14 protein-coding genes and 1 tRNA gene are annotated in these 13,017 nt (G+C 40.0%); 9 read left to right on the top strand and 6 right to left on the bottom strand.

Going from position 1 to position 13,017, the window contains the following annotated elements:
• Nucleotides 1–4: 4 nt before the first annotated feature.
• The 5 genes from spoVAE to ACTT1L_RS12200 form a co-directional block, all read right to left on the bottom strand.
• Nucleotides 5–355 (bottom strand): stage V sporulation protein AE, encoded by a 351-nt coding sequence (gene spoVAE, locus ACTT1L_RS12220; RefSeq protein ID WP_000575919.1) that lies wholly within the window; start codon nucleotides 353–355, stop codon nucleotides 5–7.
• Nucleotides 352–1,368: a stage V sporulation protein AD gene (gene spoVAD, locus ACTT1L_RS12215; RefSeq protein WP_000938956.1), complete on the bottom strand. Its 1,017-nt coding sequence runs from the start codon at nucleotides 1,366–1,368 to the stop codon at nucleotides 352–354. The genes spoVAE and spoVAD overlap by 4 nt, the downstream gene beginning before the upstream one ends.
• On the bottom strand, nucleotides 1,369–1,845 hold the full coding sequence (spoVAC, locus tag ACTT1L_RS12210) for a stage V sporulation protein AC (RefSeq protein WP_000095407.1): 477 nt from the start codon (nucleotides 1,843–1,845) through the stop codon (nucleotides 1,369–1,371).
• Between the two features lie 29 nt (nucleotides 1,846–1,874).
• Entirely contained in the window at nucleotides 1,875–2,360 is a 486-nt protein-coding gene (locus tag ACTT1L_RS12205) for a YhcN/YlaJ family sporulation lipoprotein (RefSeq protein WP_001170598.1), read from the bottom strand.
• A 93-nt stretch (nucleotides 2,361–2,453) separates the two neighbouring features.
• On the bottom strand, nucleotides 2,454–2,660 hold the full coding sequence (locus ACTT1L_RS12200) for a DUF1657 domain-containing protein (RefSeq protein ID WP_000216166.1): 207 nt from the start codon (nucleotides 2,658–2,660) through the stop codon (nucleotides 2,454–2,456).
• Between the two features lie 205 nt (nucleotides 2,661–2,865).
• Between ACTT1L_RS12200 and ACTT1L_RS12195 the strand changes: the two genes are divergently transcribed.
• The 9 genes from ACTT1L_RS12195 (at nucleotide 2,866) to eno (ending at nucleotide 11,922) form a co-directional block, all read left to right on the top strand.
• A tRNA-Arg gene (locus ACTT1L_RS12195) sits at nucleotides 2,866–2,941 on the top strand.
• Nucleotides 2,942–3,200: 259 nt separating this feature from the next.
• A complete protein-coding gene (gene rpoN / locus ACTT1L_RS12190) occupies nucleotides 3,201–4,508 on the top strand; it encodes an RNA polymerase factor sigma-54 (RefSeq protein WP_000647985.1) in 1,308 nt (435 codons plus the stop codon).
• Nucleotides 4,509–4,517: 9 nt separating this feature from the next.
• Nucleotides 4,518–4,763 carry a glutaredoxin family protein gene (locus ACTT1L_RS12185; protein ID WP_000869729.1) on the top strand — a complete coding sequence of 82 codons (246 nt, stop codon included), beginning with the start codon at nucleotides 4,518–4,520 and terminating at the stop codon, nucleotides 4,761–4,763.
• 135 nt (nucleotides 4,764–4,898) lie between these two features.
• Complete coding sequence (gene cggR / locus ACTT1L_RS12180; protein WP_001258187.1) at nucleotides 4,899–5,927, top strand: gapA transcriptional regulator CggR; 1,029 nt, start codon at nucleotides 4,899–4,901, stop codon at nucleotides 5,925–5,927.
• 26 nt (nucleotides 5,928–5,953) lie between these two features.
• Nucleotides 5,954–6,958: a type I glyceraldehyde-3-phosphate dehydrogenase gene (gap, locus tag ACTT1L_RS12175; RefSeq protein ID WP_000161231.1), complete on the top strand. Its 1,005-nt coding sequence runs from the start codon at nucleotides 5,954–5,956 to the stop codon at nucleotides 6,956–6,958.
• 139 nt (nucleotides 6,959–7,097) lie between these two features.
• Entirely contained in the window at nucleotides 7,098–8,282 is a 1,185-nt protein-coding gene (locus ACTT1L_RS12170; protein WP_001036343.1) for a phosphoglycerate kinase, read from the top strand.
• 32 nt (nucleotides 8,283–8,314) lie between these two features.
• On the top strand, nucleotides 8,315–9,070 hold the full coding sequence (tpiA, locus tag ACTT1L_RS12165; RefSeq protein ID WP_001231036.1) for a triose-phosphate isomerase: 756 nt from the start codon (nucleotides 8,315–8,317) through the stop codon (nucleotides 9,068–9,070).
• Entirely contained in the window at nucleotides 9,067–10,596 is a 1,530-nt protein-coding gene (gene gpmI / locus ACTT1L_RS12160) for a 2,3-bisphosphoglycerate-independent phosphoglycerate mutase (protein WP_001231150.1), read from the top strand. The genes tpiA and gpmI overlap by 4 nt, the downstream gene beginning before the upstream one ends.
• A gap of 30 nt (nucleotides 10,597–10,626) precedes the next feature.
• Nucleotides 10,627–11,922 (top strand): phosphopyruvate hydratase, encoded by a 1,296-nt coding sequence (gene eno, locus ACTT1L_RS12155; protein ID WP_000103957.1) that lies wholly within the window; start codon nucleotides 10,627–10,629, stop codon nucleotides 11,920–11,922.
• 50 nt (nucleotides 11,923–11,972) lie between these two features.
• Here the strand turns inward: eno and ACTT1L_RS12150 are convergent, their stop codons facing one another.
• Complete coding sequence (locus ACTT1L_RS12150; protein ID WP_001125031.1) at nucleotides 11,973–12,923, bottom strand: nucleoside hydrolase; 951 nt, start codon at nucleotides 12,921–12,923, stop codon at nucleotides 11,973–11,975.
• Nucleotides 12,924–13,017 lie beyond the last annotated feature (94 nt).

The following is a 13,017-nucleotide window of genomic DNA, read 5'->3' as shown; positions in this document are numbered from 1 at the left end:
CTCCTTATCCTTTCGGTTTGAATAACAATGCTCCGATGAAGCCGAAAATAATAGCTGCGGATACACCGGCGCTTGTTACTTTAAACATGCCGGTAATAACGCCAACGATGCCATGTTTTGCGGCTTCTTCCATTGCGCCGTGAACGAGGGCATTACCAAAGCTTGTAATAGGTACGGTTGCCCCAGCTCCAGCGAAGTCAATTAATGGTTCATACAAATTAAATCCATCTAATATAGCTCCAGCAACAACGAGTGTTGCCATTGTATGAGCGGGTGTTAGTTTGCCGACATCAAACATAAGTTGGCCAATTACACATATGAGTCCGCCAATGACGAAAGCCCAGAAAAAAATCATTGCGTTGCACCTCCGAATTCAATTGAAACGGCGTGAGCGATGCACGGAATCGTTTCTTCTTGTTGGAATGTAAGTGGAGATAGTAAAGCGCCTGTCGCAACGACAAGTATTTTTTTGAACTCTCCTCTTTTCATTCTGTTTAATAAATGACCGTACACGACTGTTGCGGAACATCCTGGTCCACTAGCCCCAGCTATGACAGGTTGCCCTTCTCTATAAATGAGCAGCCCGCAATCTTGAAACTGTTCGCTCGTTACTTTCGTTCCGTGTTTATGTAATAAGTCATAAGCAATTTCGCGGCCGACATGTCCGAGGTCACCGGTTACGATTAAATCGTAGTAAGAGGCGTCGATTTGGCGTTCGCGTAGGTGGGCCTCAATTGTATCGACGGCGGCTGGAGCCATTGCGCCTCCCATATTAAACGGATCGGTTAATCCCATATCAACCACTTTTCCGATTGTGGCTGATGTTACCCTAGGGCCGTTTCCAGTATCACTTAAAATAGCGGCTCCTGCTCCAGTTACTGTCCACTGCGCGGTAGGTGGCTTTTGTCCACCATATTCAGTAGGGTAGCGGAACTGTTTTTCTACAGCGGTGTTATGGCTTGATGCCCCAGTTAATAAATATTTTGCGCCTTTTGCATTTACGATACTCGCCCCAAGTGCTAAACCTTCCATAGAAGTAGAACAAGCGCCGAATAGTCCGAGATAAGGAGTGCCCAGTGTACGGCAAGCAAAACTTGTAGGGGTAATTTGATTAATTAAATCTCCTGCGAGTACAAATTGGATATCGTCTTTACGAAGTTCTGCTTTTTCAGTGGCGCGGCTACAAGCTTCTTCGAACAAAATTTTATGTGCTTTTTCATAGGAATCTTGTCCGAGCCATAAATCTTCATGAAGGATATCGAAGTCTTCGGGGATTTTTCCTTTTGCTTCAAACGGCCCGCCGACGACTCCTGTCGAAATAATAACTGGTTTGTTTTCAAATACCCACGTTCGGTGTCCTTGTAACATTTATAGCCCTCCCCATTGAACGAGAATCGTTTTAATAAGTGCGATGACGAAAGCTGAAAATACACCAAATAAAATAACGGAGCCGGCTAATTTAAACATGTTACCGCCAACGCCAAGGACAAACCCTTCCGTCCGGTGCTCGATACATGCGGCGACAACAGAGTTACCAAATCCAGTGACAGGTACAGCTGTCCCAGCACCTGCAAATTGACCGAGACGATCATATACGCCGAACCCAGTTAGTAACATCGAGATGAAAATAAGAGTTGCTACTGTTGGATTCCCTGCTGAGCGTTCAGTGAAATCGAAATACGTAATATAAAAAGTAGAAATGAGTTGCCCAATTAGGCAAATGAAACCACCAACGAAAAAGGCTTTTATACAGTTTTTTAAGACAGGACGCTTCGGTTCGCGTTCTTGCTCGAATTTTTTATATTCCTGTTGCACAGGGGTTAAGTTTTTATCTTTACTAGACATTGCAAACCTTCCTTTTCTTTTAAAAAGCGTTAAGTGTTAGACTCCATTTTTTTACCAATGAATTTTAATTGTTTATTAATTTCATCTTTAGATACCTTCTTTTCCTTAATTTTTCTTTCAAGCTTTTCAAGTAACATAAAGATTTTTTTATCTGTACTTACACGAACATCGAAAGTGGGGTGCTCATCACTTAGCTGCTTTTGGAGCTTCTTACGGAGAGGTTTTAATCCAAATCTTTCGTGATGCTCAGGTGTAACTGCTATGTAGAGATCTAAATTTGAATTTACTGCTGTACTTTTTATAATTTCATCCATAGTGAGAGCTCTTTTCTTGGCTCCTTGTGATATAGATTGATTAAAGGATTCCATACTCGTTTTTGTTAACTTTGGACCTTTCTCTTTCTCCGTTCGTTTTGCTTCTTCTTTCACTTTTTTATCTAAAGGACTATTATCACATCCGGTAAAAGAGCTAAATAGAAGGGCAAATAATACGGTTATGAGTCCGAGTTTTTGCATATTTATCATTCCATTTCTATTGCAATATGTAATGTGATAGAAAAAGGATGACTGCATATCATCCTTTTTCTATTTCACAGCAAGACTGATTCGTTATTGCTGTGAGTATTGTGGTTCTTCTTGTTGGACTTCTTCAACGCGTGGGTTTAAAGAATCGATAATCGTTTGTGTTTGCTGTGCAGCTGTTTGGAAAAGTTGCTTAGCTTGTTGGTTATCCGTATCAAGAGCGAATCCCTCTAAGCTAGCTTGTGCACTTTTTAATCCAGAAACAGTTTGTTTTAATTTCGTAATTACAGTCATTGAATGAAGCCCCCTTTGGAATATCAATTCAAAGATTATAATTTGTGAGTTGGGGTGAATTTATGATTGGAAAATTTAGGGGTGGGTGCTTTGTTAATATACTCATAACTAAGCGTCATAAAGGATTACGGGGATATTTTTATTGATTTAGATGGATTTTATTGCTATTATTATGAGAAGAAAATGAAGTGTTTTCTATTATCATGCGCCCATAGCTCAGTCGGATAGAGCGGTGGTTTCCGGTACCACGTCTGCCGGGGGTTCGAATCCCTCTGGGCGCGTCAAAAAGTCCTAACTTACGTTTTGTAGGTTAGGACTTTTTTTATTTTCCTCTTGTTATATCTGGTAATAAGATTTACTATTAGTACTTGATTATAAATTAATTCCGTTATTATTTTCTTTCAATATTATTCAAATTTCGGTTGTAAGTTGTAAATCTCATTAATACATATAAATTAATAATATTTTGGAATGGGTGTCTGTGATAGCATTCTCCTTTTACCAAACTTATTGTACAATAGAAACAAGGGGGAGATTAGTTTGAAGGCAAGTCTTTTACAAGAACAAAGCTTACGTTTGGCAATGACACAAGAGTTAAGGCAAGCGATTACAATGCTCCAGTATAATGTACAAGAATTATCGGAGTTTTTGTATGAGCAATCGTTAGAGAATCCCCTTATTGAGTTAGGTGGTTTTGAGAGGGAGAAGAAAAAGAGCTCTAACACAAGTAAAAGTACCAGCAAACAAGTCGAGAATCAGATGGAAATCTACAGTGTGGATTCTACAACGATTCAGCAACATTTATTAAATCAAATACAGTATTATAAAATAGAGGAAGAAGAGCGAAAAGTAGCTTCTTTCATTATTATGAACATGGATGGAAATGGGTATTTACAAGAGACGAACGAAGAGTTAGCAAATCTTCTTTCCGTACCACTTCATGTAGTTGACCGCTCTGTAGAGCTTGTCCAATCACTGGAGCCAGCAGGGGTAGGAGCGCGTAATATTCAGGAATGTCTAACTTTGCAATTGAAGCGCTTACAAAGGCGGAATGGATTAGCAGAAGAGGTTGTAGAAGACCATTTCGCTTATTTCGTGAAGAAAGATTGGCGAAAGCTCGTTCAAGTGTTGAAGTGTAGTAATGAGGAATTGCAATCGGCGGTGAACTGTATTACGTCATTACAGCCGAAACCAGGTCTTGCGTTTTCTTCTGATAAACCACTTTATATTGTGCCTGATATGGCGGTGAAAAAAGATGGTGATCGTCTCGTTTTACAAATGAATGAGAGAAATATGCCGAGAATTGAAATTCATTCTGAATATAGTGCGCTTCTTAATAATAGTGAAAGTGAAGTAGCATCTTACGTTTCAGAAAAGTATCAGCATGTGCAGTGGATTATGCGTAGTTTGAAACAGAGAAAACAAACGCTTTTGCAAGTAATGACCATTATTATGGAAAAACAACGTGATTTCTTCTGGAAAGGTCCGGAGTATTTAAAGCCACTTGCTTTAAAAGAAGTAGCTGAAGAGTTAAGTGTGCATGAATCGACAATTAGTCGCGCAACGCGAAATAAATATGTGCAAACACCACACGGTTTATTTGAGATGAAATCGTTCTTTAGTAATGCCGTTTCGACTACTGAAGATGAAGCAGTCTCTACAAAGCGTGTAAAACAATTTATTCAAACGCTTGTTGAGGCAGAGAATAAGAAAAAGCCACTTTCAGATCAAAAGATTTCAAAATTGTTAGAAGAAGAGCACGAAATCGTTATTTCTCGAAGAACAGTGGCGAAGTATAGAGAGCAAATGCACATTCCAGCGTCGTCATTACGAAAAACAATCGGATAGGTGAAGAAGATGAAAGTTGTACTGTATACAAAAAAAGATTGTGGCCTTTGCGTGAAGGCGAAACAAGTTTTACAGGAAGTACAATGTGAATATTCTTTTCAAATTGAGGAAATAGATATATATGAAGATAATGACCTTTTAGAAAAATATCATCTAATGATTCCGGTTGTAGAAATAGACGGAAAACAAGTAGAATATGGTAACATTCACAAAGGTGTCATAATAAACTATATAAAGAATGCAGTTAAGAGTTGAATAAGTTTCTATCTCCTGTTACAATAATACACGTAGCAGGGATTATTTTTTTAACCTATGTGGGACACAAAATGTCACTACGGGACGTAAAGTGACCACGAGGGAAAATGAACCGATGTAGTGAGGAGAAAAGATATGCGCTCATGGATTCAGAACACAAAAAAATTATTACCTGATCTGCTACCTGTTATGCAAACGAGAATGCAAATTCTTCAATACATTAGGCTTATGCAGCCGATTGGAAGAAGAAATTTATCAGCAAGTCTCGGTATGACAGAACGAGTATTGCGAAGTGAAGTTCAAGTTTTGAAAGAACAAAACTTAGTTCACGTCGCTTCTTCTGGAATGACTTTGACAGAAGAAGGAACAGCTTTAGTTCTTGCTTTGGAAGACTTTATGAAAGAAATTTCCGGGTTAAAGGTTTTAGAAAAGCAACTTAAGGAAACATTAGACTTGGATGAAGTTTTCGTTGTCCCTGGTGATAGTGATGAATCACCTTGGGTCAAACTGGAGATGGGCCGTGCTTGTGTGACTTGTATAAAAGACCGTCTGACAGCGAATAATATCGTTGCTGTGGCTGGAGGAACTACGCTAGCTGCTGTTGCGGACATGATGCAGCTTGATTGCAAAGATTTACATATGCTATTTGTCCCAGCACGTGGTGGAATTGGAGAAGGCGTCGAGTTAGAAGCCAATACCATTTGTGCCAAAATGGCGCAAAATACGATGAGTAATTATCGCTTATTGTATGTTCCAGACCATGTTAGCAGCGAAGCATATGCGTCTATTGTGACAGAGCCTTCCGTGAAAGAAGTTCTTGAGTTGATTCGATCTTCCAATATCGTCATTCATGGAATAGGTGATGCGTTAACAATGGCACGTCGCAGAAATACTTCAGAAGCAGATTGGTTAAAGATTCAGGCAAGCGAAGCAGTTGGCGAAGCTTTCGGTTACTACTTTAATGAACAAGGAAATGTTGTTCATAAAGTAAGAACAGTTGGTATGCAACTAGAGGATTTACAAAATGTATCTCACGTTGTTGCAGTCGCTGGAGGTTCTTCAAAGGCAAAGGCAATACAGGCTGTAATTAAACAAGGGCACACTTCAATTCTAATTACAGATGAAGGTGCAGCAAAACAGTTAACAAAGGGTATTACCCTTTAATATAATCCCCCAAGGAGGAAATTCAAATGACTAAAATTGGTATTAATGGATTTGGACGTATCGGACGTAACGTATTCCGCGCAGCACTTAACAACCCAGAGGTAGAAGTAGTAGCAATCAACGACTTAACAGATGCTAAAACTTTAGCTCACCTTTTAAAATATGACACAGTTCACGGAACTTTAAACGCAGAAGTATCTGCTAACGAAAGCAGCATCGTTGTTAACGGTAAAGAAATTAAAGTTATCGCTGAGCGTGACCCAGCACAATTACCATGGAGCGACTACGGAGTAGAAATCGTAGTAGAATCTACTGGCCGTTTCACTAAAAAAGCAGACGCTGAAAAACACTTAGGTGGATCAGTTAAAAAAGTTATCATCTCAGCTCCAGCTTCTGACGAAGATATCACTGTAGTTATGGGTGTTAACCACGAACAATACGATGCAGCTAGCCACAACGTAGTATCTAACGCTTCTTGTACTACAAACTGCTTAGCTCCATTCGCTAAAGTATTAAACGAAAAATTCGGCGTAAAACGCGGAATGATGACAACAATTCACTCTTACACTAACGACCAACAAATCTTAGACTTACCACACAAAGATTTACGTCGTGCTCGTGCAGCAGCTGAAAACATGATCCCAACATCTACTGGTGCAGCTAAAGCAGTAGCATTAGTATTACCAGAACTTAAAGGTAAATTAAACGGTGGCGCTGTACGTGTTCCAACTGCTAACGTTTCTCTAGTTGACCTAGTTGTTGAACTTGACAAAGAAGTAACAGTTGAAGAAGTAAATGCAGCATTCAAAGCAGCAGCTGAAGGCGAATTAAAAGGTATCCTTGGATACAGCGAAGAGCCATTAGTATCTATCGACTATAACGGATGTACAGCTTCTTCTACAATCGATGCATTATCTACAATGGTAATGGAAGGTAACATGGTTAAAGTACTTTCTTGGTACGATAACGAAACTGGTTACTCTAACCGCGTAGTAGACCTAGCAGCTTACATGACTTCAAAAGGTCTTTAATTCTTAATTATATAAGTTATCAATGACAAAACGAGGGAGAGGGTTTGTTCCCTCTCTCTCTTCTTTCGTTTTAAAAGCAAATGTGTTAAGCTTTTGAGTGGGTTTTGTCAATCCTAACTAGTAGTCGGAGGGAAATCCAATGAACAAAAAATCAATTCGTGACGTAGATTTAAAAGGTAAGCGTGTATTTTGCCGCGTTGACTTCAACGTACCTATGAAAGAAGGCAAAATTACAGATGAAACTCGTATCCGTGCAGCTCTTCCTACAATTCAATATTTAGTAGAGCAAGGTGCGAAAGTTATTTTAGCAAGCCACTTAGGCCGTCCAAAAGGTCAAGTAGTAGAAGAATTACGTCTTACTCCAGTAGCAGCACGTTTAGGCGAGCTTCTTGGTAAAGATGTTAAAAAAGCAGACGAAGCATTCGGACCAGTTGCACAAGAAATGGTTGCAGCAATGAACGAAGGCGACGTATTAGTTCTTGAAAACGTACGTTTCTATGCGGGCGAAGAAAAGAACGATGCAGAACTTGCGAAAGAATTTGCAGCTCTTGCTGACATCTTCGTAAACGATGCATTCGGTGCAGCTCACCGTGCTCATGCTTCTACAGCAGGTATCGCGGACTACCTACCAGCAGTATCTGGTTTACTAATGGAAAAAGAGTTAGATGTTCTTGGAAAAGCACTTTCTAACCCAGATCGTCCATTCACAGCTATCATCGGTGGGGCGAAAGTAAAAGATAAAATCGGTGTAATTCGTCATCTATTAGACAAAGTAGATAACTTAATCATCGGTGGCGGACTTGCTTACACATTCGTTAAAGCTTTAGGTCATGAAATTGGTCTATCTCTATGTGAAGACGACAAGATCGAACTAGCAAAAGAATTTATGCAACTTGCAAAAGAAAAAGGCGTAAACTTCTACATGCCAGTTGATGTTGTAATCACTGAGGAATTCTCTGAAACTGCAACAACTAAAATCGTTAATATCGATTCTATCCCTTCTAACTGGGAAGGCGTGGACATCGGTCCTAAAACACGTGAAATTTATGCAGATGTAATTAAAAACTCTAAGCTTGTTGTATGGAATGGACCAATGGGTGTATTCGAAATGACTCCATTCTCACAAGGTACAAAAGCAGTAGGACAAGCATTAGCAGATGCAGAAGGTACATACTCTGTTATCGGCGGTGGTGACTCTGCAGCAGCTGTTGAAAAATTCGGTATGGCTGATAAAATGAGCCACATTTCTACTGGCGGCGGTGCGTCATTAGAATTCATGGAAGGTAAAGAGCTTCCAGGTGTAGTTTGTCTTAACGACAAATAAGTAGCAGCCAAAGAAAAAGGACGGTGCAAAGCATGCGTAAACCAATTATCGCAGGTAACTGGAAAATGAATAAAACTCTATCTGAAGCAGTTAGCTTCGTAGAGGAAGTTAAAGGTCAAATCCCAGCAGCTTCAGCTGTTGATGCAGTAGTTTGCTCTCCAGCTCTATTCTTAGAGCGCCTTGTAGCAGCGACTGAAGGAACTGATTTACAAGTAGGTGCACAAAACATGCACTTCGAAAAAAATGGTGCATTCACTGGCGAAATTAGCCCAGTAGCACTTAGCGACTTAAAAGTTGGCTATGTAGTACTTGGCCACTCTGAGCGTCGTGAAATGTTTGCTGAAACAGATGAGTCAGTAAACAAAAAGACTATCGCAGCATTTGAACATGGTTTAACACCAATCGTATGTTGTGGTGAGACTTTAGAAGAGCGCGAAAGCGGAAAAACATTTGATCTAGTAGCAGGTCAAGTGACAAAAGCACTTGCAGGTTTAACTGAAGAGCAAGTTAAAGCAACTGTTATCGCTTATGAGCCAATCTGGGCTATCGGTACAGGTAAATCTTCTTCTTCTGCAGATGCAAACGAAGTATGTGCGCACATCCGTAAAGTTGTTGCAGAAGCTGTTTCTCCAGCTGCTGCAGAAGCTGTTCGTATCCAATACGGCGGTAGCGTAAAACCAGAAAACATTAAAGAGTACATGGCACAATCTGACATCGACGGCGCTTTAGTTGGCGGTGCTAGCTTAGAGCCTGCTTCGTTCTTAGGTCTTCTGGAGGCGGTAAAATGAGAAAGCCAACAGCTCTAATTATTCTTGACGGTTTCGGACTTCGTGAAGAAACTTACGGGAATGCTGTAGCACAAGCTAAGAAACCTAATTTTGATGGTTACTGGAACAAATTCCCTCACACAACGCTTACAGCTTGTGGCGAGGCAGTAGGTCTTCCAGAAGGTCAAATGGGTAACTCTGAGGTTGGTCACTTAAATATCGGTGCTGGCCGCATTGTATATCAAAGCTTAACACGCGTAAACGTTGCAATTCGTGAAGGTGAGTTCGATAAGAACGAAACGTTCCAAAGTGCAATTAAAAGCGTAAAAGAAAAAGGTACTGCACTTCATTTATTCGGTTTACTTTCTGACGGTGGTGTGCACAGTCACATGAACCACATGTTTGCTCTTCTTCGCTTAGCAGCTAAAGAAGGCGTTGAGAAAGTATACATTCATGCATTCTTAGATGGCCGCGATGTTGGACCAAAAACAGCACAAAGCTATATCGATGCAACAAATGAAGTAATTAAAGAAACAGGAGTAGGACAATTCGCGACTATCTCTGGTCGTTATTACTCCATGGACCGTGACAAGCGTTGGGATCGCGTAGAAAAATGTTACCGTGCTATGGTGAATGGTGAAGGACCTACTTATAAATCAGCAGAAGAGTGTGTAGAAGACTCTTATGCAAATGGTATCTACGATGAATTCGTATTGCCGTCTGTAATTGTTAACGAAGATAACACGCCAGTTGCAACAATCAATGATGATGATGCAGTTATCTTCTATAACTTCCGTCCAGACCGTGCAATTCAAATTGCTCGTGTATTTACAAACGAAGACTTCCGTGAGTTCGATCGTGGTGAAAAAGTACCTCACATTCCAGAATTCGTATGTATGACACACTTTAGTGAAACAGTAGATGGTTACGTGGCATTCAAGCCAATGAACCTTGATAACACTTTAGGTGAAGTTGTTGCGCAAGCGGGATTAAAGCAACTTCGCATCGCGGAAACTGAAAAGTATCCGCACGTTACATTCTTCTTTAGCGGTGGTCGTGAGGCTGAATTCCCAGGAGAAGAACGTATCTTAATTAACTCACCGAAGGTTGCAACGTATGACTTGAAACCTGAAATGAGCATTTACGAAGTAACGGACGCTTTAGTAAATGAAATCGAAAATGATAAACATGATGTTATCATTCTTAACTTTGCGAACTGTGATATGGTTGGCCATTCTGGGATGATGGAACCAACAATTAAAGCAGTAGAAGCAACTGACGAATGTTTAGGAAAAGTTGTAGAAGCGATTCTTGCAAAAGATGGTGTAGCACTTATTACTGCTGACCATGGTAATGCTGACGAAGAATTAACTTCTGACGGAGAGCCAATGACAGCTCATACAACTAACCCGGTTCCTTTCATTGTTACTAAGAACGACGTAGAATTACGTGAAGGTGGTATCTTAGGTGATATCGCTCCAACTATGCTTACACTTCTTGGTGTTGAGCAACCGAAAGAAATGACAGGTAAAACAATTATTAAATAATTTGCTTATATAAAAAGGAGAGAATTTATTATGTCAACAATTATTGATGTTTATGCTCGCGAAGTCCTTGACTCTCGTGGTAACCCAACTGTAGAAGTAGAAGTTTACACAGAAAGCGGCGCTTTCGGACGCGCTATCGTACCAAGTGGTGCATCTACTGGTGAACACGAAGCAGTAGAATTACGTGACGGTGACAAATCTCGTTACCTTGGTAAAGGTGTTGTTAACGCAGTAAACAACGTTAACGAAATTATCGCTCCAGAAATCGTTGGTTTCGACGTAACTGACCAAGCTGGTATCGACCGTGCTATGATCGAATTAGATGGCACTCCAAACAAAGGTAAACTAGGCGCTAACGCTATCCTTGGTGTATCTATGGCAGTAGCTCACGCAGCAGCTGACTTCGTAGGTCTTCCATTATACCGTTACCTTGGTGGATTCAATGCAAAACAATTACCAACTCCAATGATGAACATCATCAACGGTGGTTCTCACGCTGATAACAACGTAGACTTCCAAGAGTTCATGATCTTACCAGTTGGTGCTCCAACATTCAAAGAATCAATCCGTATGGGTGCTGAAGTATTCCATGCACTTAAAGCTGTATTACATGACAAAGGTCTTAACACTGCAGTAGGTGACGAAGGTGGATTCGCTCCAAACCTTGGTTCTAACCGTGAAGCATTAGAAGTAATCATCGAAGCTATCGAAAAAGCTGGTTACAAAGCTGGCGAGAACGTATTCTTAGGAATGGACGTTGCTTCTTCTGAGTTCTACAACAAAGAAACTGGTAAATATGACCTTGCAGGCGAAGGCCGTACTGGCTTAACTTCTGCAGAAATGGTTGATTTCTACGAAGAGCTTTGCAAAGACTTCCCAATCATCTCTATCGAAGATGGTTTAGACGAAAACGACTGGGATGGTCACAAATTATTAACTGAGCGTCTTGGAAGCAAAGTACAATTAGTTGGTGACGATTTATTCGTAACTAACACTCAAAAACTTGCTGAAGGTATCGAAAAAGGTATCTCTAACTCAATCTTAATTAAAGTTAACCAAATCGGTACTTTAACTGAGACTTTCGAAGCTATCGAAATGGCTAAACGTGCTGGTTACACAGCAGTTGTATCTCACCGTTCTGGTGAAACTGAAGATGCTACAATCGCTGACATCGCAGTTGCAACTAACGCTGGCCAAATCAAAACTGGTTCTATGAGCCGTACTGACCGTATTGCTAAGTACAACCAATTATTACGCATCGAAGACGAACTAGGCGAAATCGCTGTTTACGATGGTATCAAATCTTTCTACAACATCAAACGATAATTGTAGAAAATAACGACAGACCGTGAGAAATCACGGTCTGTTTTTTTATGCTAAAATTGTTCCCCCGTCATAAGTGACATGAAATGTTTAAAGAAACTGTTATAATCAAAATCAATTGCAATTTGATGACCCGGCCAATCAATAAATGGCTTTTGGTTCACTAAAGAACGAAATTCCCCTATGCTTGCTCCTTGTGCAGAGGATTCTGTCATGACAACGATAGGGGATTTGTGATACGTAAACATAGAGTTATCAAGTAAAGCGAGTATTGGCATTGTGTCATGGAAGGGGCTACCCTTTAAATGTGGTAGAGCATTTTTATAATAGCCGTAGTAATAATGATCGAATAACGGTTTGACGAGTGGGGCTTTTCCTTTTGCTTCAATATATTCAGCCATTTCTGGTGTAATGATGGAATATTGGGTGACGTTTAATGGATAGATGTACATGTTAGGTGAGGATTGAAGGACTATATTAGCGGCAGTAGGGTCACCATAAAAGTTTGCTTCAGAAATAGGGGTGACATTACCAGGATGTAAAAAGGCACCGCCCATTACGTAGTAAGATTTAATTTGTTTCATTAACTGTTTGCACATGATAAATAAAATTGCTAGAGAGGTAAGTCTTCCTAAACTTACAATGATTAATTCATCTTTATACTGTTCAATAAGAGGAATCACTTCAAAGAAATTCTCCATTTCTCCGTTAGTCACATTCCCATTTGGGATAATTGGCCCAAGCCCTTGTTTCCCGTGTACTTCTGTAAAAAAAGCAGGCGGGGCACCAGTAAGAGGGCGTTCTGAACCACCGAATATCTTAATATTTCTATTCCTTGTTTCATTCTTAAGAAAATGAGCATTTTGTACGGCCATCTCTTTTGGAACATTGCCGTAATCAGCAACAATACCGATGATTTCTATTTCATCGATAAAGAATGCTAAGAGGAGAGCCATCGTATCATCAATGCCAGGATCACAAAAAATAAGAACTTTTTTGGGCATATGTTCACCACCTATCTTGTTTATATATATGTAAGCTTAAAGGTAAAAAGATTATTTTATTGAAATAACAACCTTTAAAATTCAGAAAATAAAA

Source organism: Bacillus sp. FH, assembly GCF_052216825.1.
Lineage (GTDB): Bacteria > Bacillota > Bacilli > Bacillales > Bacillaceae_G > Bacillus_A > Bacillus_A paranthracis.
This window is presented reverse-complemented; position numbering and strand designations above follow the sequence as displayed.